The sequence below is a fragment of the Janthinobacterium sp. LM6 genome, assembly GCF_002002885.1.
Classification (GTDB): Bacteria; Pseudomonadota; Gammaproteobacteria; order Burkholderiales; family Burkholderiaceae_D; genus Janthinobacterium; species Janthinobacterium kumbetense.
In genome coordinates, this window is sequence record NZ_CP019510.1 from 847,247 (window position 1) to 871,897 (window position 24,651).

At 62.1% G+C, this 24,651-nt stretch carries 25 protein-coding genes; 18 read left to right on the top strand and 7 right to left on the bottom strand.

Annotated elements, in window-relative coordinates; translation table 11 throughout:
• Nucleotides 1-72: 72 nt before the first annotated feature.
• From nudB to BZG29_RS03790, 11 genes are all read left to right on the top strand, one after another.
• Nucleotides 73-537 carry a dihydroneopterin triphosphate diphosphatase gene (gene nudB / locus BZG29_RS03740; RefSeq protein WP_077398983.1) on the top strand — a complete coding sequence of 155 codons (465 nt, stop codon included), beginning with the start codon at nt 73-75 and terminating at the stop codon, nt 535-537.
• A gap of 19 nt (nt 538-556) precedes the next feature.
• Complete coding sequence (locus tag BZG29_RS03745; protein ID WP_077398985.1) at nt 557-850, top strand: hypothetical protein; 294 nt, start codon at nt 557-559, stop codon at nt 848-850.
• Between the two features lie 73 nt (nt 851-923).
• A complete protein-coding gene (locus BZG29_RS03750; RefSeq protein WP_077398987.1) occupies nt 924-1,745 on the top strand; it encodes an endonuclease/exonuclease/phosphatase family protein in 822 nt (273 codons plus the stop codon).
• A 9-nt stretch (nt 1,746-1,754) separates the two neighbouring features.
• Nucleotides 1,755-2,918, top strand: coding sequence for a cardiolipin synthase ClsB (gene clsB, locus BZG29_RS03755; RefSeq protein ID WP_077398989.1), 1,164 nt, complete (start codon nt 1,755-1,757; stop codon nt 2,916-2,918).
• The gene (locus tag BZG29_RS03760; RefSeq protein WP_077398991.1) at nt 2,915-3,304 is read left to right on the top strand and encodes an RNA-binding S4 domain-containing protein; all 390 of its coding nucleotides are present in this window, start codon (nt 2,915-2,917) and stop codon (nt 3,302-3,304) included. The genes clsB and BZG29_RS03760 overlap by 4 nt, the downstream gene beginning before the upstream one ends.
• 257 nt (nt 3,305-3,561) lie before the next feature.
• Entirely contained in the window at nt 3,562-4,164 is a 603-nt protein-coding gene (locus tag BZG29_RS03765; RefSeq protein WP_034753385.1) for a TetR/AcrR family transcriptional regulator, read from the top strand.
• 79 nt (nt 4,165-4,243) lie between these two features.
• Nucleotides 4,244-6,034 carry an acyl-CoA dehydrogenase C-terminal domain-containing protein gene (locus BZG29_RS03770; protein ID WP_034753387.1) on the top strand — a complete coding sequence of 597 codons (1,791 nt, stop codon included), beginning with the start codon at nt 4,244-4,246 and terminating at the stop codon, nt 6,032-6,034.
• Nucleotides 6,035-6,048: 14 nt separating this feature from the next.
• Entirely contained in the window at nt 6,049-8,448 is a 2,400-nt protein-coding gene (locus BZG29_RS03775) for a 3-hydroxyacyl-CoA dehydrogenase/enoyl-CoA hydratase family protein (protein WP_077398993.1), read from the top strand.
• 11 nt (nt 8,449-8,459) lie between these two features.
• Nucleotides 8,460-8,957, top strand: coding sequence for a YiiD C-terminal domain-containing protein (locus BZG29_RS03780; protein ID WP_253192772.1), 498 nt, complete (start codon nt 8,460-8,462; stop codon nt 8,955-8,957).
• A gap of 60 nt (nt 8,958-9,017) precedes the next feature.
• Nucleotides 9,018-10,214 carry an acetyl-CoA C-acyltransferase gene (locus BZG29_RS03785; protein WP_077398997.1) on the top strand — a complete coding sequence of 399 codons (1,197 nt, stop codon included), beginning with the start codon at nt 9,018-9,020 and terminating at the stop codon, nt 10,212-10,214.
• Between the two features lie 73 nt (nt 10,215-10,287).
• Nucleotides 10,288-11,067 carry an enoyl-CoA hydratase gene (locus BZG29_RS03790; RefSeq protein WP_077398999.1) on the top strand — a complete coding sequence of 260 codons (780 nt, stop codon included), beginning with the start codon at nt 10,288-10,290 and terminating at the stop codon, nt 11,065-11,067.
• Nucleotides 11,068-11,168: 101 nt separating this feature from the next.
• Here BZG29_RS03790 and BZG29_RS27635 read toward each other — a convergent pair whose 3' ends face one another.
• On the bottom strand, nt 11,169-11,750 hold the full coding sequence (locus tag BZG29_RS27635; protein ID WP_150130795.1) for a hypothetical protein: 582 nt from the start codon (nt 11,748-11,750) through the stop codon (nt 11,169-11,171).
• A gap of 384 nt (nt 11,751-12,134) precedes the next feature.
• Complete coding sequence (locus BZG29_RS28380; RefSeq protein ID WP_171984933.1) at nt 12,135-12,743, bottom strand: TetR/AcrR family transcriptional regulator; 609 nt, start codon at nt 12,741-12,743, stop codon at nt 12,135-12,137.
• Between the two features lie 41 nt (nt 12,744-12,784).
• On the opposite strand from BZG29_RS28380, the gene BZG29_RS03800 reads away from it, so the two are divergent.
• Nucleotides 12,785-13,312, top strand: coding sequence for a dihydrofolate reductase family protein (locus BZG29_RS03800; RefSeq protein ID WP_077399003.1), 528 nt, complete (start codon nt 12,785-12,787; stop codon nt 13,310-13,312).
• On the opposite strand, the gene BZG29_RS03805 is transcribed toward BZG29_RS03800, so the two are convergent.
• A complete protein-coding gene (locus BZG29_RS03805; RefSeq protein ID WP_077399005.1) occupies nt 13,309-14,112 on the bottom strand; it encodes a metallophosphoesterase family protein in 804 nt (267 codons plus the stop codon). The two genes, BZG29_RS03800 and BZG29_RS03805, sit on opposite strands and share 4 nt — an antisense overlap.
• A gap of 139 nt (nt 14,113-14,251) precedes the next feature.
• On the opposite strand from BZG29_RS03805, the gene bla reads away from it, so the two are divergent.
• Together bla and BZG29_RS28050 are read left to right on the top strand one after the other, a co-directional pair.
• On the top strand, nt 14,252-15,208 hold the full coding sequence (bla, locus tag BZG29_RS03810; RefSeq protein ID WP_077399007.1) for a subclass B3 metallo-beta-lactamase: 957 nt from the start codon (nt 14,252-14,254) through the stop codon (nt 15,206-15,208).
• A 265-nt stretch (nt 15,209-15,473) separates the two neighbouring features.
• Nucleotides 15,474-15,647: a hypothetical protein gene (locus BZG29_RS28050; RefSeq protein ID WP_171984934.1), complete on the top strand. Its 174-nt coding sequence runs from the start codon at nt 15,474-15,476 to the stop codon at nt 15,645-15,647.
• Here BZG29_RS28050 and BZG29_RS03815 read toward each other — a convergent pair.
• Complete coding sequence (locus BZG29_RS03815) at nt 15,644-16,447, bottom strand: metallophosphoesterase family protein (RefSeq protein WP_077399009.1); 804 nt, start codon at nt 16,445-16,447, stop codon at nt 15,644-15,646. The genes BZG29_RS28050 and BZG29_RS03815 overlap by 4 nt on opposite strands.
• Before the next feature lie 46 nt (nt 16,448-16,493).
• Nucleotides 16,494-17,399, bottom strand: coding sequence for a LysR family transcriptional regulator (locus BZG29_RS03820; RefSeq protein ID WP_077399011.1), 906 nt, complete (start codon nt 17,397-17,399; stop codon nt 16,494-16,496).
• Nucleotides 17,400-17,518: 119 nt separating this feature from the next.
• Between BZG29_RS03820 and BZG29_RS03825 the strand changes: the two genes are divergently transcribed.
• A complete protein-coding gene (locus tag BZG29_RS03825; RefSeq protein ID WP_077399013.1) occupies nt 17,519-18,385 on the top strand; it encodes a pirin family protein in 867 nt (288 codons plus the stop codon).
• A gap of 53 nt (nt 18,386-18,438) precedes the next feature.
• Nucleotides 18,439-19,140, top strand: coding sequence for an isochorismatase family protein (locus tag BZG29_RS03830; protein WP_216350347.1), 702 nt, complete (start codon nt 18,439-18,441; stop codon nt 19,138-19,140).
• A 6-nt stretch (nt 19,141-19,146) separates the two neighbouring features.
• Here the strand turns inward: BZG29_RS03830 and BZG29_RS03835 are convergent, their stop codons facing one another.
• Entirely contained in the window at nt 19,147-19,878 is a 732-nt protein-coding gene (locus tag BZG29_RS03835) for a transporter substrate-binding domain-containing protein (protein ID WP_253192773.1), read from the bottom strand.
• Between the two features lie 252 nt (nt 19,879-20,130).
• Between BZG29_RS03835 and pnuC the strand changes: the two genes are divergently transcribed.
• Together pnuC and BZG29_RS03845 are read left to right on the top strand one after the other, a co-directional pair.
• A complete protein-coding gene (gene pnuC / locus BZG29_RS03840; protein WP_077399017.1) occupies nt 20,131-20,721 on the top strand; it encodes a nicotinamide riboside transporter PnuC in 591 nt (196 codons plus the stop codon).
• 332 nt (nt 20,722-21,053) lie between these two features.
• Nucleotides 21,054-23,621, top strand: a complete 2,568-nt coding sequence (locus BZG29_RS03845; protein ID WP_171984935.1) for a TonB-dependent receptor — start codon at nt 21,054-21,056, stop codon at nt 23,619-23,621.
• On the opposite strand, the gene BZG29_RS03850 is transcribed toward BZG29_RS03845, so the two are convergent.
• Entirely contained in the window at nt 23,618-24,421 is an 804-nt protein-coding gene (locus BZG29_RS03850; RefSeq protein ID WP_077399019.1) for a response regulator, read from the bottom strand. The genes BZG29_RS03845 and BZG29_RS03850 overlap by 4 nt on opposite strands.
• Between the last annotated feature and the right edge of the window lie 230 nt (nt 24,422-24,651).

Genomic DNA, 24,651 nt, shown 5'->3' on the forward strand with positions numbered 1-24,651 from the left:
CTGCCCAGGCGGCCGCGGTTTGATCCGCTATGCAAAAAAAGGCGCTGTTGTGGCGCCTTTTTCATTCTTGATATGAGCCATAAAATTCCCGTTTCCGTGCTGGTCGTCATCCATACGGCTGACCTTGACGTCTTGCTGATCGAGCGTGCGGGCCAGCCCGGTTTCTGGCAATCCGTGACGGGTTCCGTCGATGCCGTCGACGAACCGCTGCTGCAGACGGCCGCGCGCGAATTGTGCGAGGAAACGGGCATCGTTGCCGATGGGCACGATATCGTGCTGCGCGACTGGAACTTGTCGAATGTGTACGAGATTTATCCGATCTGGCGCCACCGCTATGCGCCGGGCGTGACGCGCAACACGGAACACGTGTTCAGCGTGCAAGTGCCGCGCGACGTCGCCATCACCCTGAGCCCGCGCGAGCATTTGCAGTACGTGTGGCTGCCTTATCTGGCGGCGGCCGACCGCTGTTTCTCGTCGTCCAACGCGGAAGCGATTTTGCAATTGCCGGCCATGACGGGCCTGGCGCGCCCCACCTGATTTCCCTAGAAAGCATTCCATGTTGAACTGGTTACATTTGACGACGCAGCAAAAACTGCTGGGCACCCTGGGCATCGTTTTTTGCCTGTGCTTTATCTTCCTGCTGTTCAGCTCGACCGTGCCCGGCCGCACGCCGCCGATCGGCATGCCGCTGATGGCCATCGGCTGGCTGCTGCATCCGGGCGCGTTTGCCAAGGGCAAGCGCACCGTGGCCTGGCGCGGCGCGCCCTTGCTGGTCAAGATCGTCTGGGCGGCCGGCATTACCGCGCTGATCGTCAGCGTGACGGCGGGCGTGGGACGCATGCTGGCCTGATTGTGGGTATTTAGGTGCGCACGCGCACCTACGCCGGCGCCGCGCGGGGCCTGTCTGGGAGTAGAATCAATGCATGAAAATCCGCGTAGCGACTTATAATATACACAAGGGCGTCTCTTCCGTGCGGGGCTTGCCCCGCGTGCATGCTTTAAAGCAGGCGATTGCCCTGTTCCATGCCGATGTTGTCTTCTTGCAAGAGGTGCAAGGCAAGCACGACCGCAATGCGGCCCGCTATGGCGCCGAGAAGAACGGCCACAAGCATTGGCCGGAAGCGTCGCAGCACGAGTTCTTTGCCGGCGCCGAACACCATTCGGCCTACGGCATGAATGCCGTGTATGACCATGGCCACCATGGCAACGCCTTGCTGAGCAAATTCCCCATCGCCTCGCAAACCAACCACGACGTGTCCGACCATGCCTATGAGCAACGCGGCATCCTGCATTGCGTGCTCAAGACGCCGCAGGCCGACGTGCATTGCTACGTCGTCCACCTGGGCTTGTTCGAATCGGGGCGGGGCCGCCAGACGCAGGCGCTGATCGACGCCGTCATGGAGTCGGCGCCGAATGGCGAGCCCGTCATCATCGCGGGCGACTTCAACGATTGGCGCAACACGCTCAGCGACAAGCTGCGCAATGCGCTTGGCGTGGTGGAGGTATTTGACCAGCGGGCGTCGAACTCGGCCCTGGGCGACCTGGTGCGCACCCTGGCGCGGCGCCAGACGAAAACGCCGATCCCCGTGCCAGCGCGCACCTTTCCCGCCGCCTTGCCGTGGTTCCGCCTGGACCGCATCTATGTGCGCGGTTTCCACGTGGAAGGCGCGCAAGTGATGCACGGCACCCTGTGGGCCAAATTGTCGGACCACGCGCCGATAGTTGCTGCTTTGAAACTCGCGTAGACTGCCGGCATGCGCACAGTCAATTTCATCGCCCACAACGACATCCAGCTGCTGTATTGCGGCACCGATTACTTTCCTGCCTTGGTCGCCGCCATCGACGGCGCGCGCTCGGAAGTCTATTTCGAAACGTATATCTTTGCCGACGACGCCACGGGCGCCCTGGTGCTCGATGCGCTCAAGCGTGCCGCCGCGCGCGGCGTGCTGGTGTGCATGATCACGGACTGGTTCGGCACGGGCAACCGCCGCGTCAAGGCCATGCATGCGCAGCTGGAAGCGGCTGGCGTGCACCACCGCATCTTCAATCCGTGGTTCCGGCGCGGCATCACGCGCACGCACCGCAAGATTTGCGTGGCCGATGGAGAAATTGCCCTGGTGGGTGGCATCAATATCAATGACGACATGTTTTGCGACTACGACCACAGCATCAGCCTGGAAGCGCCGCGCTGGGATTTCGCCGTGCAGGTGAAGGGCCCGCTGGTGGACGCCATCCACGAGGAAGTGCAGGCGCAGTGGGCGCGCCTGGGCAAGATGAACCTGGTGCGGCGTATCAAGTTGTACCGCAAGATGCGCGTGGTCAGCAAGGAGCTGGCGAAGAACCCGGTCGTGGCCGGCTTTGTCGTGCGCGACAACCTGCGCAACCGCCGCACCATCCAGCGCGCCTACCTGCAGGCGCTGGGCCAGGCGCGCAAAAGCGTAATGCTGGCCAACCCGTATTTCGCGCCCGGCCACAAGCTGCGCCGCGCCCTGGCCCAGGCGGCCCAGCGGGGCGTGGACGTGGTGCTGCTGATCGGCGTGGGCGAGTTCCGCATGCAGGACGCCGTGGCGCATTCGTTTTATCCGAAGCTGCTGGCCGCCGGCGTGAAAATCGTCGAATACCGCAAGACGCAGCTGCACGCCAAGGTGGCCGTCGTCGACGATGACTGGGCGACGGTCGGTTCCAGCAATATCGATGCGCTGAGCCTGTTTTTGAACCAGGAAGCGAACGTGGTCATCAAGGATGTGGCGTTCGCGCAAAGCTTGCGCCAGCATATCGAGCAGGGCGTGGCCGACGGCATCGTGATTCACCAGGATGATTTCAAGCACATCGGCCGTTTCCGGCGCATCGGCTATGAAGCCGCGTTCCTCGTATACCGGCTGGTGATGCGTATTTTTTCAGTAGGCAAGTACGCATGAACGAGATGACAACGGTAAGGCTGGACAAATGGCTGTGGGCGGCGCGCTTCTTCAAGACGCGCTCGCTGGCCAGCGAGGCCGTCGACACGGGCAAGGTCAAAGTCGGCGGCGAGCGCGTGAAACCGGCGCGCAGCCTGCGCGTGGGCGACGAGCTGGCCATCGACAATGGTGCGGAGACGTGGGAAGTGGCCGTGCTGGGCCTGTCCGACAAGCGCGGCGCGGCGCCTGTGGCGCGCCTGTTGTATGGCGAAACGCCGGCCAGCATCGCCCGCCGCGAGCAGCTGGCCGAGGAGCGCAAGCTGTTCCGCGAGCCGGGCACCACCATCAAGGGGCGGCCGACCAAGCGCGACCGCCGTCAATTGAGCAAGGCAGGCGACCTTTCCTGAGGCTCGTCTGTTGTTGTAAGGCAAGGGTGTGCGACGCTTTTGCCTCCTGAAATCGATACAAACACGCGGCCTAAAAATGCTGCGCCGCACCAATAGAACGTCGGCTCTAAAGTTCCCGTTTGACTTTTACGTGGTAGTGGATAATAGTACGAGCGTTCGGATTTTTTCGAGGCGTGCTTTTTTTTACCCTCGCTTCAGTCCGCCAAATCGGCAACATCACTTTTAGAACGGACCTCTTGAATACTTCAGTCAAATTCATGCGCAAGGGCGAACTGACCCGTGCAGCCATCCTCGACGTGGCGCTGGACCTGTCCAGCCGCGACGGCCTGGAAGGCCTGACCATTGGGCTGCTTGCGGACAAAATGAACATGAGCAAGTCGGGCGTGTTTGCCCACTTTGGCTCGCGCGAAGACTTGCAGATGGAAGTGCTGAAGCTTTACCACTATCGTTTCGAGCAAGAAGTCTTTTTCCCCAGCATGAAAGAACCACGCGGCATCCAGCGCCTGCAATCGATGTTTGCGCGCTGGGTCAAGCGGGTCAGCGTGGAAATCGCTTCCGGCTGCATCTATATCAGCGGCGCCGTCGAGTATGACGACCGTCCCGGTCCCATCCGCGAGGCCCTGGTGGCCATGGTGCGGGCCTGGCAGGGCGCGCTGCTGCGCTGTGTCGAGCAATCGATCGCCACAGGCGACCTGAAAGCGGACACGGACGCGCAGCAGCTGGTGTACGAGATGTATGGCCTGATCCTGGCCCTGCATCACGATGCGCGCTTCCTGCGCGTGCCGGGCAGCATCGAACGGGCGCAAGCGGGCTTTATTCGCCTGTTGGCGTCGTACCAGAATTCCGTCACAAGCAAATAAGCCGTCAGGCAGTATCCGCAACAAACGCACACGCACTTACAAGTACAACACTTTAGCTAATCGCCTTCAGGAGAAAATTATGGGTCAATACGTCGCGCCAATCCGGGATATGCAATTCGTCCTGCACGAGTTCCTGCAAGTGGAAGAAGAACTGAAGCAAATGCCGTCGTACGCCGACGTCGACGCCGACATCATCAACCAGGTGCTGGAAGAGGGCGGCAAATTCACTTCCGAAGTATTGTTCCCGCTGAACCACTCCGGCGACCGCGAAGGCTGCCACCACGACCCCGTCACGAAAAGCGTGACCACGCCTAAAGGTTTTAAAGAAGCCTACAAGCAGTACGTCGAAGGCGGCTGGGCGGCTTTGGCTTGCGATCCGGAATATGGCGGCCAGGGCTTGCCTGTCGTGCTGAACAACTCGTTCTATGAAATGCTGAACTCGTCGAACCAGGCCTGGTCCATGTACCCGGGCCTGTCGCACGGCGCCTACGAGTGCCTGAAGGAACACGGCACCGACCACCAGAAGGAAGTCTACCTGCCGAAGCTGGTGTCGGGCGAATGGACGGGCACCATGTGCCTGACCGAACCGCATTGCGGCACCGACCTGGGCCTGCTGCGCTCGAAAGCGCTGCCTGAGGCAGACGGTTCCTGGACCATCACCGGCAACAAGATCTTCATCTCGGCCGGCGAGCACGACATGGCGGAAAACATCCTGCACCTGGTGCTGGCCCGCGTGCCGGACGCGCCGGAAGGCTCGAAAGGCATTTCGCTGTTCCTGGTGCCGAAATTCCTGCCGAACGCGGATGGCACGGTCGGCGAGCGCAACCCGATCACCTGCGGCGCCATCGAAGAAAAAATGGGCATCCACGGCAATTCGACCTGCCAGATGAACCTGGACGGTGCGAAAGGCTGGATCATCGGCCAGCCGAACAAGGGCCTCAACGCCATGTTCGTCTTCATGAACGCGGCCCGCCTGGGCGTGGGCATGCAGTCGCTGGGCCTGACGGAGATCGCCTACCAGAACGCGCTGATCTACGCCAAGGACCGCACGCAAATGCGTTCGCTGTCCGGCATCAAGAACCCGGAACTGCCGGCTGACCGCATCATCGTGCACCCTGACGTGCGCCGCATGCTGCTGACGGGTAAAGCCTACGCCGAAGGCGCGCGCGCCTTTACCTCGTACGTGGCGCTGCAGATCGACCGCGAACTGCACCACCCGGACGCCGACGTGCGCAAGGAAGCCGCCGACGAAGTGGCGCTGCTGACGCCCGTCATCAAGGCTTTCATTACCGATAACGCCTGGATCGCCACCTCGGACGCGATGCAAGTGTTCGGCGGCCACGGCTACATCTCGGAATGGGGCATGGAGCAGTATGTGCGCGACGCGCGCATCAACATGATCTACGAAGGCACGAACACGATCCAGTCGCTGGACCTGTTGGGCCGCAAGATCCTCGGCGACAATGGCGCCAAGCTGCGCAAGTTCGGCGAGAAGATCAAGGCTTTCGTCGAAGACAATGGCACCGATGAAGCGATGAGCGAATTCGTTACTCCACTGGGCGACCTGGGCGACAAAGTCACCAAGCTGACCATGGAAATCGGCATGAAGGCCTTCCAGAATCCTGACGAAGTGGGCGCGGCATGCGTGCCTTACCTGCGCGTCGTCGGCCACATGATCTACAGCTACCTGTTCGCGCAGATGGCCAAGATCGCCCTCGAAAAAGAGTCCAGCGGCGACAAGTTCTACACCGCCAAACTGGCTACCGCACGTTTCTACTTCGCCCGCTTGCAGCCTGAGACGGCAACCCTGATCCGTCAGGCGCGTTCCGGTTCGGCCAACCTGATGGCACTCGACGCAGACCTGTTCTAAGACTTGAGGAAAATATGACCAATTTCATCGTTAAAAAAGTAGCCGTCCTCGGCGCCGGCGTGATGGGTGCGCAGATCGCCGCCCACTGCATCAACGCGAAAGTGCCGGTCGTGCTGTTCGACTTGCCGGCAAAAGAAGGTCCGAAGAATGGCATCGTGCTGCGCGCCATCGAGAACCTGAAAAAACTGTCGCCTGCACCGCTGGGCAACAAGGATGACGCCGCGCTGATCCAGGTGGCCAATTACGAAGACAACCTGGACCTGCTGGCCGGTTGCGACCTGATCATCGAAGCCATCGCCGAGCGCATGGACTGGAAACACGACCTGTATCAAAAGGTCGCCCCGCACATCGGCCCGAACGCGATTTTCGCCTCGAACACCTCGGGCCTGTCGATCACCAAGCTGGCCGAAGGCTTCGACGCCGACCTGAAATCGCGCTACTGCGGCGTGCATTTCTTCAACCCGCCGCGCTATATGCACCTGGTCGAAATCATCCCGACCGGGTTCACCAAGCCTGAAATCGCCGACCAGCTGGAAGGCTTCCTGACCACCACCCTGGGCAAGGGCGTAGTCCGCGCCAAGGACACGCCGAACTTCATCGCCAACCGCGTGGGCGTGTTCGGCATCCTGGCCATCGTGCACGAAGCCGAAAAATTCGGCCTGTCCGTGGACGTCGTCGATGATTTGACTGGCGCCAAGCTGGGCCGCGCCAAGTCGGGCACCTTCCGCACGGCGGACGTGGTCGGCCTGGACACCATGGGCCATGTGATCAAGACCATGCAGGATTACCTGCCGAACGACCCGTTCGCCGCCGTCTACAAGACGCCGGCCGTGCTGGCGCAGCTGGTGGAAAAAGGCGCGCTGGGCCAGAAGAGCGGCGCGGGCTTCTACAAGAAGGTCGGCAAGGAAATTCAACGCCTCGATTTCGCCACCGGTGAATACGTGGCTGGCGGCGCCAAGGCTGCCGACATCATCGCCCGCATCCTGAAGGAAAAGGATCCTGTCAAGAAGATGAAGGCGCTGCGCGAATCGACTAACCCGCAAGGCCAGTTCCTGTGGGCGATCTTCCGCGACGCTTTCCATTACATCGCCATCCACCTCGACACCGTGGCCGACAATGCGCGCGACATCGACTTCGCCATGCGCTGGGGCTTCGGCTGGAACGTCGGTCCGTTTGAAACGTGGCAGGCATCGAACTGGCTGCAAGTGGCCAACTGGGTCAAGGAAGACATCGACGCCGGCCACGCGCTGTGCAATGCACCGCTGCCAGCCTGGGTCTTCGAAGGCCCGGTCGCTGAACAAGGCGGCGTGCACACGCCGGAAGGTTCCTACTCCGCCGTGTCGAACAGCTTCGTACCCCGTTCGACCCTGGCCGTGTACGACCGCCAGCCGTTCCGCGCGCCAGTCCTGGGCAGCGGCGCCATCGACGGCAAGACCGCCGGCACCACCGTCTTCGAAGACGAATCCGTGCGCGTCTGGCATACGGGCGACGACGTCCTGATCATCTCGTTCAAGACCAAGATGCACGTGATCGGCGAAGGCGTGATCAACGGCCTGAAACTGGCGTTGGCCGAAGCGGAAAAGAACTTCAAGGGCCTGGTGATCTGGCACGCCGACGCAGCCGAAGGCGGCGCCTTCTCGGCCGGCGCCGACCTGCAATCGGCCCTGCCGGCGTTCATGCAAGGCGGCGTGAAAGCCGTCGATCCGATCATCGCCGAACTGCAGAATACCTTCATGTCGCTGAAATACGCGAACGTGCCGGTGATCGCCGCGGTGGCGGGCCTGGCACTGGGCGGCGGTTGCGAGCTGGCGCTGCATGCGTCGAAGCGCGTGGCCTCGATCGAGTCGTATATCGGCCTGGTGGAAGTGGGCGTGGGCCTGATTCCTGCCGGCGGCGGCTTGAAGGAAGCGGCGCAGCGCGCCTACAAGGAAGCCAAGGGTAACGACATCCTGCAATTCCTGAAAACGGGCTTCACCAATGCAGCCACCGCCAACGTGTCGAAATCGGCGCTGGAAGCGAAAAAAATGGGCTACCTGAAGGAAGACGACGTAATCGTGTTCAACGCCTACGAGCTGCTGCATGTGGCCAAGGTCGAAGCACGCGCCATGTTCGACGCGGGCTTCCGTCCGCAACTGCCGTCGCTGATCCAGGTGACGGGTCGTTACGGCTGGGGCACCATCAAGGCGCAGCTGGTCAACATGCGCGACGGCGGCTTCATTTCGGCGCACGATTTCAAGCTGGGCGAGATGATCGCCGAGATCGTATCGGGCGGCGACGTGGATCAGGGCAGCTTCGTCAGCGAACAGTGGCTGCTGGATATGGAACGCAAGGCATTCCTGGAGCTGTTGAATCATCCGAAAACCCAGGAACGGATCATGGGCATGATGCAGACCGGTAAGCCGGTACGCAACTAAGCACAGCGTCGATGACGATCCTGTCCCTCGTATTTAAAGTACTGCTGCGCGTGAGGCCAAGCATGGTGTATGACCGTATCAAACAACAGATGATGGACACCTTGCCCTTCGTGCGGCTGCTGGGCATCAGCATCGACGAGATCGGCGCCGGCACCGCGAAGGTGTCGATGCCGGACGATCCCAAACTGCATAACCACCTGGGCACGCAGCATGCGGGCGCCTTGTTTACCCTGGCCGAAACGGCTTCCGGCGCGGCCATGGCGGGCGGCTTCGCCGAGTTGATACTGGGCTTGCGCCCGGTGGCCAAGGAGTCGCGCATTCGGTACCAGAAGGTGGCCCGGGGGGCGACGCGCGCCGAAGGCCGCGTGCCGGGCGACCTGGCTGCCTTGAAGGCGCAGCTGGCGCAGGATGGCAAGGTGGCGTTTCCCGTGGAAGTCGATATTTTCGATGCCGAAGGCACGCTGGCGGCACAGGTGACGGTGGACTGGTATTTGTCGCAGAAGCGATAAGCCAGTACCCCGGATATTCGACAGAACACGAACCTCGTTCAACATCTTTGAAAGCATAAAATGAGCAAACAACTTCAAGACGCCTACATCGTCTCTGCAACCCGCACCCCGATCGGCAAGGCGCCGCGCGGCATGTTCAAGAACACCCGCCCGGACGACCTGCTGGTGCGCGTCCTGCAATCGGCCCTGGCGCAAGCGCCTGGCCTGGACCCGGCGCTGATCACCGACGCGATCATCGGCTGCTCGTTCCCGGAAGCGGAGCAGGGCTTCAATATCGCGCGTAACTCGGTGCTGCTGGCTGGCTTGCCGAAAACCGTCGGCGGCGTTACCGTCAACCGCTACTGCGCCTCGGGCATCACGGCCATCGCCATGGCGGCTGACCGCATCCGCGTGGGCGAAGCCGACGTGATGATCGCCGGCGGTATCGAATCGATGTCGATGGTGCCGATGATGGGCCACCACCCATCGATGAACCTGGACATGTTCAGCGACGAGAACATCGGCATGGCTTACGGCATGGGCCTGACGGCCGAAAAAGTGGCGCAGCAATGGAAAGTGTCGCGCGAACAGCAGGACGCGTTCTCCGTCGAATCGCACCGCCGCGCCATCGCCGCGCAGCAAGCCGGTTTCTTCAAGGCGGAAACGACGCCAGTGGAAATCATCACGCGCACGCCGAACCTGGCCACCGGCCAGGTGGACGTATCGCGCCGCACCGTCGACACGGATGAAGGCGCACGCGCCGATTCGTCGATGGAGTCGTTGGCCAAGCTGAAACCGGTCTTCGCCGCCAAGGGCAGCGTGACCGCCGCCAACAGCTCGCAGATGTCCGACGGCGCCGGCGCGCTGCTGATCGTCAGCGAAAAAATCCTGCGCGAGCACAACCTGACCCCGCTGGCGAAATTCTCCTCGTTCGCCGTGCGCGGCGTGCCGCCGGAAATCATGGGCATCGGTCCGAAATTCGCCATTCCCGCCGCCTGCGCCGCCGCCGGCATCACGCAGGACCAGCTGGACTGGATCGAGCTGAACGAAGCGTTTGCAGCGCAAGCCTTGGCCGTGATCGGCGACCTGGGCCTGGATCCATCGAAGGTCAACCCGATGGGCGGCGCGATCGCCCTGGGCCACCCGCTGGGCGCCACCGGTGCCATCCGCGCCGCCACCGTGATCCACGCACTGCAGCGCACCAAGCAAAAGTACGGCATGGTCACGATGTGCGTGGGCGCCGGCATGGGCGCAGCAGGCATCTTCGAGCGCGTCTAAGTTCGACGGGCTAAAGTAATACAACAGGGCGCTGCGGGATTACCCCGGCGCCCTTGATCATTCTGGAGACGACATGGATATTTTGTGCAGCAAGAGCGAGGGCATTCTGACCCTGGAATTCAACCGCCTGGAACGCAAGAATGCGATCACGGGCGCCATGTACCAGACCCTGGCCGATGCGCTGGTGGCGGCGGAGACGGACGATGCCGTACGCGCCATCCTGATCTGCGGCAAGCGCGAGATTTTCACGGCCGGCAACGACCTCGATGACTTCATGAAGACGGCGCGCCCGAAGGATGGCTCGCTCGACCATGACCGTCCCGTGTTCCAGTTCATGCGCGCGCTGTACGGCAGCAGCAAGCCCGTGGTGGCGGCTGTGTCCGGCCCCGCCATCGGCATCGGCACCACCTTGCTGATGCACTGCGACCTCGTCTACGCGGCCGACAATGCCAGCTTCTCGATGCCGTTCACGCAGCTGGGCCTGTGCCCGGAATTCGGCTCCAGCCTGCTGCTCACGCAACTGGCCGGCTATCCGCGCGCGGCGGAAAAGCTGATGCTGGGCGAGTCCTTCCCGGCCAGCGAAGCGCTGGAAATGGGCCTGGTGTCGAAAGTCGTGCCCCTGTACGAGCTGATGACCTTCGCGCAAGGCCAAGCCGCCAAGCTGGCGGCCCTGCCGGCCGCCTCCATCCGCGCCACCAAGCGCCTGATGAAGCAAAGCCGCATGGAGCCGATGAAGGCCGCCATCGCCGACGAAAACAAGTTGTTCAGCGCCATGCTGGGCGGCGCCGAAGCGAAGGAAGCGTTTACGGCTTTTTTTGAAAAGCGCAAGCCCGACTTCAAGCAGTTCGTATAATTTTGAATTATATCGATAAAGATCTATTTTTTTAGTATTTCATAATTTCGATATCGCGTATTGATGAAATTGTATTTCATCAATACGCTATTCTATAAATTTCAATCAAGTGCTGCAAAATTATTATTGTATTTGCTTATCTTGTTTCGGATAATTTCAATTGGCGGATCTTGTGAGACAAATTTTTCTTTATCAAATGCTTTAACAAAAGATTCTTTTGCTAGCGCTTCAGGTACCAGTGCAGTTGAGTGCCATATGTGACGCCATACATTTAATTCGGCAAGTGTCTCTATAACATATACAGGTGCACTCATTGCCTCGCGCAATCCTTTGGCTGTCGAAGTTCCATTTAACGGTCTAGGTGCTCTAACTTCTTCACCTTCCTCATCCCAACCGATCCAGTGACTATAAAATCCAGTGGCCCGATTGGGAAGGGAGTGGAATTCGTAATAAGCGCAGCTTTGTAGGGGCATGCGATTTTGACATATCTTTCGCATTACTCTTAACGAAACCTTGCCGAACTCATCCTTTGGAAGTCCTTTAAGGGTTTCTCTGAAATGATGATAGCTTTGATACCCTAGTGCAATTGCCCGCACATTTAGCATCTTGCAATGCGACAAGCTAGAGTTGGATTTATCTTCGAGGTATTTAAATGCTTTGAGGACAGATTCGATACTAAACATCACATACTCCTAATAGGGGAGCCGCTGAAATTATTATTTTCAGTAAGCATGCTGCTTGCTATTTTCGGCAATTAAGATTGTATGTGCAATTAGTTTTGCAGGCGATTTTTCCCTTGCAGCAGGGTGGTAATCGTAGACGCACGACAATTCTACAACATGTATCCGGAAATGTGTTCTATTTTTATGAGTGTTTTTATCGTGGTGATCGTATGGCTCTGTATCAGTGAGAGTTGTTTGTGGTGAGGATACCTAGGAAAGTTACGAATTCGTACCAGCCTTGCCACCGCTGTTGCTGAACGTGAGTATGTATTTTGGGCGCATGAATAGGTGCGACGGTGAAGCATATTCATGCCCTGTCAACTTATTATGCGTGTGATAGTTTAGTCAAAGTTTGAGAGTGGATACTCGCGCTTGTGTGTGCATACCCGCTAAAATTAGGCTGACCGAAGCATGCCAGCCGGTCTCGCTGGCCGGCCTGCCCGCCAGCGCATAGCCGTGCAGGAAATCGACGATGGCGTCGCGGCCGCGCAGGCGGATCTTTTGTGGCAGATCAAGGCCGTCCAGGGCCAGCTCGAACAGCGCCGTAAAGCGCTCGGCCACATCGGCTTGCTCTACCAGCCCGCGCGCCATCAGGCGGACGAAATACGGCGTGGCGCTGACCAGTTCCAGGTACAGCGCGCACAGCGCGAGCAGGCGCCGTGGTGGTGACTGGCGCCGCGTAAACGGCGGCTGGCGCGGGTCGAGCGCGGCAAAACGCTGTACCATCAAGGCCAGCAACAATTCCTCTTTTCCTGCGTAGTAGTGATACAGGGCCATGGCGTCCACGCCCAGGCGCTGCGCCAGCGCGCGCATGGAAAACGCTTCGCCTTTTTCTTCCAGCAGGGCCAGGGCCGCCTGCAGGATGCCGGCGCTGTCCAGCGCGGGCGCGGCGCGGCGGGGACGGCCCGCGCGGCGCGCCGGATTTTCAGTGGCTTGAAGTTTTACGGTTTTCATGGGCATAATTCTACACTGTAGAATTAAATTCGGAGAATTTCATGCATAAACCATTCGTCAGCGTTTTTCTCGGCATCAGCCTCGATGGCTGCATCGCGGGAGAAAACGGCGACCTGTCCTGGCTGGCCGAGCTGGCGCCCGATACGCCCGAGGCTACCGGCTACACGGCCCTGATGGCGCAGGTCGATACCCTGCTGATCGGGCGCACCACCTATGACGCCGTGCTGGGTTTTGCGCCGTGGCCGTATGCGGGCAAGCGCGTGGTGGTCCTGAGCCACCGCGACTTCGCGCCGCGCCATGGCGAGCAGCGCCGTGAAGGCAGCGTGCGGGAAGTGCTGCGGGAGCTGGCAGAGGAGGGGTGCCGCCACGTGTATCTGGACGGCGGCGCCGTCATCCGCGCTGGTTTGCGCGAAGGCGTCATCGACAGTGTCACCTTGTCCGTGCTGCCCGTGGTGCTGGGCAAGGGTGTGCGCCTGTTCGAGGATGGCTTGCCGCGCAGCGACTGGCGGCTGGACGGCACGCGCCAGCTGCCCAGCGGCGTGGTGCAGCTGCGCTATCGGAAAAATTAAACCGCGCTGGCCAGGTCGACGATGAAGCCGGGATCGTAGCGTTCATTCTCGGGCGTGCCATCCGGCCGCTTGTAGCCGCAGGGGTTGCACACCACGCGGCAGGCCCGGATGCGATAGTCGAGCGAAGCATGCATGTGGCCATGCACCCACAGGTCCGCTTGCGCCACCAGCGCGTCCAGCTGCGAGGCGAAGGCGGGTGAACCGAGGTTGTCTGCATACTGCTCTTCCACCGACAGCATCGACGGCGCCATGTGCGTGATGACGACCGTCTTGCCATCGAACGGTTGCGCCAGCTGCCGCTCAAGCCAGGCGCGGTGCTGCGCGTGCAGCTGCGCCGTGTCGCTGGCGCACAGCAGGCGGGGCGTGTTGCCGCCCGTGCTGATGCGTTTGTAGTCGGGCATGTAGGCTTGCGCCGCGTTGAGCGCTTCTTCCCGGCGCTCTGCGCCGAAGAGTAAAAAATCCGTCCACAGCGTGACGCCGAGGAAGCGTACGCCGCCGAGTTCCACGGCGTCGCCGTCGAGCAGGCGGATGTTGGCGCCGTGCGCATTGGCGCTGGCGCAGGCGTCGCGCACGGCGTCCTGCATCTGTTCGAGCTGGTGGCCATACCCCTCGTGATTGCCATGCACGTACAGCACGGGCAGGGCGCCGAAGGTGCGCGCGGCCCAGGCGATGGCATTGCTGCCCGTGTCGATGTCGCCGGCCAGGATCACCGCGTCGGGGCGGCTGGCGGCAAGGTCGATGGCGGGCGTGTCTTCACCCCAGACTTCCAGGTGCAGGTCGGACAGGATCAGCAAACGCATGGCAATAAGGCGACTAGGCGCGCGGCAGTCTATGGGCCTCTATCGTAGCGCAAGTCGCTGCGTCCGTCTGCTTGACCGCGCGAGGGTAGCGACGTTACCCTGTGGCATTGATTCATACCGCCTATCTTCCTGGAGCCGCATGCCGCCTTTCTTCCTTCCCAAGACCTTGCTCAGTATTGCGCTGGCCGCCATGGCGCTGCCGTTGACGGCGCATGCCGCCACGCCCGCCATCGATCCCCTGACGCAGCCGATCGCCTCGCCGTATGCGGCGCAGTGGAACCGCCCGCAGCAGCCGGCACGCATTCACGGCGACACGTATTACGTGGGCGTGGGCGGCTTGAGCGTGGTGCTGGTCGACACGCGCGAAGGCTTGATCCTGATCGATGGCGCATTGCCGCAATCGGTGGCCGCCATCAAGGAACATATCCTCGAACTGGGCTTTCGCCTGCAAGACATCAAGTTCATCCTGAGTACGGAAGCGCATTTCGATCATTCGGGCGGCATCGCCGCCCTGGCCCGCGACAGCGGCGCGCAAGTGATCGCCAGCCCACTGGGCGCGGAAGCGCTGCGCGCGGGAGCGGTGCTCGCCGCAGATCCGCAAGCAGGCGAAATCGATCCCATGCCGGCCGTGGAAAACGTGCGCGAGATCGCCGATGGCGAAACCCTGCAACTGGGCGACGTGACCATCACGGCGCGCCATACGCCTGGCCATACTCCGGGCAGCACCAGCTGGACCTGGGTGTCGTGCGAGGATGCGGAGCGCCAGGAATGCCTGAACGTGGTGTTTGGCGCGAGCCTCACGCCGGTGGCGGCCGACGATTTTCACTACCTGGCCGATGAACGCCATGCGGACCTGACGCCGGCCTTCCGCCGCGTCATGCAGGACTTCGCCAAACTGCCGTGCGACATCCTGATCTCGGCCCACCCTGACCACTCGGACGGCGACCGCAAGCTGACGCAACTGCTGGAAGGCGTCACCCCGAATCCCTTCATCGATGCGCAGGCGTGCAGCCACTACGCTGCCAAAAATGAAGCCAAGCTCGACGCCCGCATCGCCAAGGAAAAAGCCATGGCTGGCGGGACTGAGACAAAATAACAACGTTGGTGCCTGCGCCATGAAAAGCGGTTGACGCACTGCAGCATACGGCGCAGAATCAGCGTCCGCAGTGCAGATTAACCAGATAAAGGAAAGGAAACCCATGTTCGAGCAGGCTGGCAGCAAATTGTACGACCACTAGCCCCGCGCATGACGCTCGGGGCCATCGGCAGCATTGCCGATCCCGAGCCGGTGTCCTTCAAACCCCGGTGAGGAAACTCGCCGGGGTTTTTTGTTTTGGACGACCGGATTGAAAGGAAATACCATGAAAATCAAAGTGAAAGCCACGTCCAAGCCGCGCAATCCGCTGGTGGCCGCCGCCAGGCTGCGCGGCGGGGCCGGCGCGCACCAGTCGGAAGCGTCGCCGCGCGCGGCGCGCCGGGCCGGCAAGCACCGCCTGCAGCAATGGCTGGCGGGCCGCCTCAAAGCTGACGATTAGCGGGCCGGCAGCTCGACGACGTAGTTCGGATCAAAAGCGGGATTTTGCGGCGCGCCGCCGCGCGTCTTGTAGCCGCAGGGGTTAGCTACGACGCGGCACTGGCCGATGCGGTAGTCGCGCGAAGCGTGGATGTGGCCATGCACCCACAGGTTCGCCTGCGTGGCCAGCTCGTCGAGGCGCGAGGCATAGGCGGGCGAGCACCCTTCGCTGGCGTAGGCATCGTCGACCGAGAGCAGCGACGGCGCCATGTGGCTGATGACCACGGTGCTGCCGTTGAAAGGCTGCGCCAGTTCGCGCGCCAGCCAGGCTTTGTGCTGCGCGTGGAACATGGCCGTGTCGGCCGCGCGCAGCTTGCGAAAGCCCATGCTGGCCAGGCGGATGCGCTTGTAATCGTTCATGACGGCTTCCGCGTCGCGCATGGCCGCCTGGCGCGTATCGTCGCCCAGCAGGCGGAAATCCGTCCACAGGGTGGCGCCCAGGAAGCGCACGGCGTTGCCTGCCTGGTCGGCGATGACGTGCGTGCCGCAGTCGAGGAAGTGCACGTTATCCGTGGCGGCGCAGGCGCTGCGCAGCTCCTGGCGCACCTTGTCGAGGTGGTGGCCATAGCCTTCGTGGTTGCCGTGCACGTACAGCACCGGCAGGCCCGCGAATGTGCTGGCGGCCCAGGCGACGGCGCGGGCGCCCGTGTCGATGTCGCCGGCCAGGATGACGGCATCGGGGCAGCTGAGCGCAAGGTCGCCCTGCGGCGCTTCGTCGCGCCACAGCTCATGGTGCAGGTCCGACAGGATCAATAAACGCATGCGGCATCCAGGCGATGGGAGGGTACGCCATCGTACCTGAAAACCCTCACTCTTCCTCCAGTGCGGCGAAGCCGTGCGCCAGGTAGTCGAGCAGCGCGCGCACGGCCGGCAGCAGGCCGCGCCGCGACGGGAAGACGGCGTGGATGATTTCGCGCTGCGGCCGCCACTGCTCCATCAGCGGCAGCAGGCTGCCATCGGCGACCTGCTCGGTGATCATCATGGTCGGCAGCTGCACCACGCCGACGCCGGCCACGGCCGCGTCGCGCAGGGTCAGCATGTCGCCCGTGACGAAGCGCGGCACGTGGCGCAGCTGGGCGCGCGCGCCGTCCGGGCCATGCAAATCCCACTGGTAGTGCTGTTGCGGCATGCCCAGGGCCAGGCTGGGCCAGTCGGCCAGGTCGGCTGGCGCCTGCGGCACGGGGGCGCCGGCAAACAGCAGCGGACTGCCCACCATGCACTGGCTGCGCTCTGCCAGCACGCGCAGCACCAGGTCGCTGTCGGGCAGCGGCGGCGGGCGCACGCGGATGGCCACGTCGATGCCTTCGGCCACCAGGTCGACGCGGCGGTTGTTCGCTTCCAGCAGCAGCGTGACCTGCGGATGCTCGCGCATGAAGCCGGCCAGCATGGGCGCGACCAGGGAATGCAGCAGGGCGATGGGGCAGGACAGGCGCACCGTGCCGCGCGGCGCGGCCCGCGTCAGTTCGATCGCTTCCTGCGCCGCCTCCGCTTCCACCAGCATGGCCTTGCAATGTTCATAAAACGTCTGGCCCACGTCGGTGACGGAAAAATGCCGCGTCGTGCGCTGCAGCAGGCGCGCGCCGAGGCGCTCTTCGAGCAGCGCGATGCGCCGGCTCAGCTTGGATTTCGGCAGGCCCAGCGCGCGTCCGGCCGGCGCGAAGCCGCCATGGTCGACCACCTGCACAAAGTAATACAAGTCATTCAGGTCCTGCATGCCGCCTCCTTGATCGTTCTATTTTTAGAACGCTGATGGCCTATTTTACCGTCTACCGCCTTCATCGTTGCAAGCGTATTCTGTCTCCATCGTAATGCAAACCCCAACAGGAGATCGAGATGAACACAGTCACAGGTATTTACAGCGCACCCCGCCAGCACTGGGTCGGCGACGGTTTCCCCGTGCGCTCGATGTTTTCATATAACGGCCATGGCAAGCAGCTGAGCCCATTCCTGCTGCTCGACTATGCCGGTCCAGCCGAGTTTGCGCCCGGCACCCGTCCGCCCGGCGTCGGCTCGCACCCGCACCGCGGCTTTGAAACGGTGACCATCGTCTACAAGGGCGAAGTGGCGCACCGCGATTCGACGGGCCAGGGCGGCGTGATCGGCCCCGGTGACGTGCAATGGATGACGGCCGGCGCCGGCATCCTGCATGAAGAATTTCACTCGCCTGCCTTCACGCAGTCGGGCGGCACCCTGGAAATGGTGCAGCTGTGGGTGAACCTGCCGGCGAAAAACAAGATGACGGCGCCCGGCTACCAGGCCATCACCAGCGACACGATTCCCGTCGTGGCGCTGCCGGACGATGCCGGTTCCGTGCGCGTGATCGCCGGCGACTTCGATGGTCAGCATGGCCCGGCCCGCACGTTTTCGCCGATGCAGGTGTGGGACCTGCGCCTGGCCCAGGGCAAGCTGACGGAGCTGCCCGTCACGCCAGGCTGGAGCACGGCGCTGATCGTCCTGCACGGCACGCTGCTGGTCAACGGCGAGAGCGTGGTGCGCGAAGCGCAGATGGCGCTGTTCGGGCGCGATGGCGACAGCATCAGCATCGAAGCGAACAGCGACGCCGTGGTGCTGCTGCTGAGCGGCGAGCCGATCGACGAGCCCATCGTCGGCCACGGGCCCTTCGTCATGAACAGCGAAGCGGAAATCGTGCAGGCGTTCGAGGATTTCAACAGCGGCCGCTTCGCCCGCATTGAGAAGTAATTTGTGCAGTACCCATGCCACATCCCGCGGCATGGTTTTTTGAGGAGACCACCATGAGCACCCCCGCCAACTTCCAAGGTTTGCCACCGATGATCGATCCCGACGACGCCGTCATGCTGCTGATCGACCACCAGAGCGGCTTGTTCCAGCTGGTGCGCGACATCGAGCAGCACGTGCTGCGCGGCCACGTCACGGCGCTGGCCAAGCTGTCGCGCCTGGCCAACATGCCGACGTTTACCACCGCTTCCGTGCCTGACGGTCCGAACGGCCCCCTGATCCCGGAAATCCACCATTTCAACCCGGAAGCCGTCTACATCCCGCGCACGGGCCAGATCAATGCCTGGGACAATCCGGCCTGGGTCGAAGCCATCGAAAAGACTGGCCGCAAGACCCTGCTGATCGCCGGCACGCTCACCAGCGTGTGCATGGCCTTCCCCACCATCAGCGCGCTGGCGGCCGGCTACAAGGTGTTTGCCATCATCGACGCCTCGGGCAACTGGTCGAAGATGGCCACCGACATCACCATGGCGCGCGTGACGCAGGCGGGCGCCGTGCCGATCGACACGTATGCCGTGCTGGCTGAAGTGATGAGCACCTGGAACCGCGCCGACGCGATGGAATTTGCCGCCATCATGACGGACCACATCGTGCCGCCGTACCGCGCGCTGATCGAAAGCTACGACAAGGCGCAGGGCGTGCAAAAGAATGGCCGTGAAACGAAGCTGGAAATCCTCGAAGCGGCCAGCCAGGTCTGACCGCGGCTACGGCGCTTCGTAGCTGCTGCGTATCGCCGCCAGCACGCCGCGCTGTTCCAGGCGCGTGATGGCGGCGTTCAGGCGCGCCAGGTCGTCGGCGCTGGTCGTGCGCGCATTGAGCATCAGGTGCACGGGGGCGCGCAGGATGAGGAAGGGCAGGGTGTTCAAGGCAACGCCCTGCAGGCGCGCTTCGTGGCGCACGGCCAGCACGTCGCCAAGCAGCAGGTCGGCGCGGCCCGCATCGAGCATGCGCACGCCTTGCTGGAAGCCGCCGAACGCATTCAGGCGGCCGGCCTTTTCCAGCGCCGGCCGGGCCGCCGCGTACTGCGCGCCATACCAGCCCACCTTGGGCGCCAGCAAGGTCGAGTTGCCGCGCATGAGCTGCGCGAAACTGGCGATCTGGCGGTGGCTGGCGGGCGCGCCGGATTTGCTGAAGATACCCACGGCTTCGTCGCGATACGAGAGGGAAAAGCGCGCATAGGAATGGCGTTCCGGCGTCTCGGACGCGGCCAGCATCAGGTCCAGCCCCCCTTTCTGGAACAGCAGCTGGCGCCGCGCGGTGGGCAGTTCCGGCAAGGTAACCAGGGTGCACCGGGCTTCCTTGAAAATGGCTTGCAGCAATTCCAGATCCAGGCCCGTAAAGCGGCCCCGGGCATCGCGGTAGATATATGGCGGCCACTGTTCCAGCGCCATCGTCATGCGGCAAGCCACGGCGGGCAGGGCAGTTATGCCGAGCATTGCCGCAAACAGGAGATGGCGCATGCGCATGTGGAGGTTTCCCGGAGTTTCAACTTGATATTCAATTTGCCAGAATGGCCGCGGAAGTCAAGGGCTGAGGCTGCGGAAGGCGGGCCTGGTTCGCATTTCCTCGATGTTTGCGCGGTTTTTGCCGCTTTCCCCCATGGAAATCGCCTCCGGCCCGGAGAACACCGTGCAGTGTAATCGGCTATAGTGGCGCGGTGCCACCACTGCCCCGCAAAGGAAGACCGCTTGACTGCCCCGCTCGAGATCGCCGCCAATGTACTGATGACTGCCTCCATCATCCTGGCCGGACGCAATAATATTCATTCCTGGTGGATCGGCATGGTCGGCTGCGTGCTGTTTGCCGTGCTGTTTTTCCAGGTCAACCTGTACGCCGACGTGATGCTGCAACTGTTTTTCATCGTCACCTGCGTCATCGGCTGGCTGCAATGGCGGCGTGGCGCCGGCGGCAAGCCGTTGCCGATCACGCGCACGGGCTGGCGCAGCCTGGCGTGGGTGGTGCCGGCCGGCATCGCCTCCGTGGTGATCTACGGCATGCTGCTGCACCGCTTTACGAATGCCTACGCGCCGTTCATCGATTCAGCAGTGTTGGTATTTAGCATCATCGCGCAATTCCTGCTGATGAGCCGGCGCATCGAAACCTGGGCTTTCTGGCTGCTGGTCAACACCGTGGCCGTGCCGCTGTACTACAGCCGCGGCCTGCACCTGACGGCCGTGCTGTATGCGGCTTACTGGGTCAATGCCGTGATTTCCTGGTACTGGTGGGGTGTGCAGGCGCGCCGCGCGGCGCAGGCGCCAGTGGCGCATGCCGATGCCTGAATGTTGTCAAACGACAAGTCCTTAGATTCAAATCGTATATACAATCAATTTTTAATTCGTTCACGCGATAAAGACACCGGGATATAGTGGCCTTTCCCCGCTTACCGGTGTCTTTTATGTTGCGTTCTACCCCTTCTGCCAGTTTTTACGCTACTTGTCATCAGCTGACCATGCAATGCATGGCGCAGTGGATGCCGATGCGTGCCCGTCCACGCATCCCCTAAGTCACTCCATCCATTTCGTTGTCGTTTGCCCGCTGGCCCACCCGGTCCGCGTGCCCCTGCTCGGCCTTTTTTATCGGAAAAAGGCTGCAATCCCAATAAGAGGAAACCATGTTCAAACCACTCGCCATCAGTCTTGCCATCGCCGCCGCCTTTCCCGCTGTCACCACCCTTGCCCATGCCGAGGACGACATGCTGCGCGTGAATGTCACCGGATCGAATATCCGCGTCAGCGAAAAGGAGGGCGCCAGCGCCGTGCAGGTCATCACGGCCAAGGAATTGAAAGCCGGCGGCAAGACCAGCGTGTCGGACGTGCTGCGCGCCATCTCCGCCAACAGCGGCAACAGCTACAACGAACAATATACGGGCAGTTTCTCGGCCGGCACCTCGGGCCTGTCGCTGCGCGGCATCGGCCAGCAAAACACCCTGATCCTGGTGAATGGCCGCCGCGTGGCCAGCTACGCCACGGCGCAGGACTTGCAGCAGACCTTCGTCGACCTGAACAGCCTGCCGATGGCGGCCGTGCAGCGCATCGAGGTGCTCAAGGATGGCGCCTCGTCCGTGTACGGCTCCGACGCCGTGGCCGGCGTGGTCAACATCATCCTGTACAAGGAATTCACGGGCACGGACATCACGGCGCAATGGGGCGGCTCGACGCAAGGCACGGGCCAGCATGAAAAGAGCGCGGCGCTGCAAACGGGTTTCGGCAAGCTCGAGGAAGATGGCTACAGCGTGGTCTTTTCGGTCGACGCGCAGCAGCGCGACAAGCTGCAGCAAAGCGACGTGGCATGGCTGCGCGATGCCGATTACCGCCAGCAGCAGCGCGGCAGTCTGGGCTGGGCGGTCACGAATTACGCGGGCAACGATCCCACGCAGACCCTGGGCGGCGTGCGCGGCCCGCTGCAACTGGTGCCGTACAACGCTATCAATCCCGATCGCAGCGGCCAGGTGCTGGCCTACAATCCGGCGCCGTATAAAACGCTGATCCCGGGCATTCAGCGCGTCCACTCGTCGCTGCGCGGCACCCTCAAGTTGAACGCGGACACGGAAGCCTATGTCGACTTGCTGCACAGCTATTCGCGCGCCGACCAGACTTTCAGCGCGCCGTTGAGCGTGAATAACGCCACGCGCGTGTGGAACAACAGTACCAAGCTGCTCGATACCATCCCCGTGGTGCTGCCCGTGGGCCATCCGAACAATCCTGGCACGACGCCCTTGCCCTTCACGGCCACCCTGTTCGACCTGGGGCCGCGCCTGAAGCAGGACCGCGTCACCTTCTACCGCGCGCTGGCCGGCGCCAAGGGCACCTGGGCGGGCTGGGACTGGGATACGGCCGTGGCCCATTCCAGCAGCAAGCTGGAGGAAACGGTGCAGAACTTCGTCAACCGCTACGAATTCCAGAAAGTGCTGGCCGAAGGCAGCTACAATTTCTTTGATCAATCGCAAAACAGCGAAGCGGTGCGCAACCGCCTGCGCCTGTCGACCCTGCGCCCGGCCGAATCGACGCTCGACACGCTCGATTTCTCGGCGGCCAAGGATATCTGGGACTTGCCCGCGGGCCCGCTGGGCTTTGCCGCCGGCGCTCAATGGCGCCGCGAAAAGATGGATTCGCAAACTTCGACGGCCGTGCTGTCGGGCACGGAACTGCGCCCCGCGCTCAATATCATCAACGGCTCGCGCAATGTGTCGGCCCTGTTCGCCGAATTCAACGTGCCCGTCGTGAAGGATCTGTCCGTCAACGTGGCCGGCCGCGCCGACCATTACAGCGACTTCGGCAATGCATTTTCGCCGAAAGCCAGCGCGCGCTACCAGGCGGCGCCATGGTTGTTGCTGCGCGGCACCGTTTCACGCGCCTTCCGCGCGCCGTCGCTGCCGGAAATCACCGACAGCACGGCCGTCAGCTATACCAGCGTGATCGATGCCCGCGATCCCCTGACGCCGACGCAGGCGCGCGGCGTGACGGTGATGACGATCGCCAATCCGAACCTGCGCCCCGAGCGCTCGAAAAACCTGAACCTGGGCGTGGTGGTGTCGCCCACCAGCAGCTCGAGCATCGGCCTCGACTACTACCGCATCAAGCAGGATGGCGTGATCGGCACGGCCAGCGCCACCACCATCCTCGAGAACGAAAATACTGCGCCGCAACAGATCACGCGCGGTGCCGATGGACGCATCACGACCCTGTACCGCCAGTTCCGCAACCAGGGCCAGCGCGAAGTGTCGGGCATCGATATCGACCTGCGCCAGCGCTTCGTCGGCAAGGACTGGGGCAAGCTGACCCTGGCAGGCCAGCTGAGCCGCGTGCTGCGCTTTGCCGAGCCGCTGTCCGATGGCGCGCCGCTCACCAATGGCGCCGGCACCAATCACTTCGGTTCCATTCCGAAGTGGCGCGGCGTCACGTCGGCCACCTGGGAACAGGGGAAATGGTCGTCGACCCTGACCTGGAACTATGTGGGCAGCTATGCGCAGGAGACGCACCTCGATGAATCGGTGGCCGCCTTCAGCACCTTTGACGCGACCAGCAGCTGGCAGTTGACGCCACAGGCGAACGTCACCTTCATCGTGCAAAACCTGGCCAACAAGCGCGCGCCCTGGGACTATGCCTCCACCGGCTTTGACTTTACCCAGGCCGACCCGCGCGGACGCGTTGCGGCACTCAAGCTGAACTACAAGTTCTAGCCGCCCGCCGCCTGCCGCTGGCCCGTCTGCTCCTGCAGGCGCTGGCGGTAGGCGCTGGGGGGAACGCCCATGCGTTCGCGAAAGGCGGTGGCGAAGTTGCCCGCGTTGTGAAAGCCGATCAGCAGGGCGATATCCTGCACGTCGATGTCCGTCTGCTGCAGCAATTCCACGCCGCGGGCAATGCGTGCTTCGCGGATGAAGGCGAAGACCGTCATGCCCGTCTGCTCGCGGAACATCAGGGTCAGCTTTTCGCGGTAAGTGCCGACGCTGCGGGCGATTTCGGACAGGTTCGGCAGGCTGCCCAGGTTGTCGAGAATAAGTTGCTTGACGGCATTAACGAAGACCAGGTCGGGATGCTGCAGCTTGTCGCTGATCGGTGCCGTCGCCGGCAGGGTACTGTTGCTTTTACGCATCAAACCCAGGTGGATATGGATGCGCGCGGCCAGTTCTTCCGGCGTGAACGGCTTCGAAATATAGTCCACGCCCCCCACCTGCAAGCCCATGATGCGTTCCTTGGCGGCATCGGCGCCGCTGAGGAAGATCACGGGTATCTGTTCCGTTTCGGGATTGGCCTTGAGCAAACGGCACGCCGTGTAGCCATCCATCTCGGGCATGCGCACATCGAGCAGGATCAGGTCGGGATGCGTGGCCAGTGCCAGCTGGTAGCCCTGGTAGCCGTTGAACGCGATGCTGAAACGGTAGGGTTGCTCGCTGAGCAGCTCCATCAGCATGCGCTGCTCGAACGCGGAATCGTCCACGATCAAGATGTTCTTTTTGATGGTTTCGCTGGTCAATGGCATGGCATGGATGACTTAACCAAATAGCAAGTTGTGGCTTATTATGCCTCGCTTTTTCTTTTTTTTCTGCTTTTCTCGTGTTTCAAAAGATGTTTCTCCGCCAGAAGAAGCGCGGATTTCCCAGATCGCCAATAATTCATTCGTGCATTGATTTTAAGCAATGTCGATTGCCAAAAAATCTGTTTTGCCAATGCAGCAAAAAGTGCCGGAGTCCCCGGGTTCCCGACTCCCGG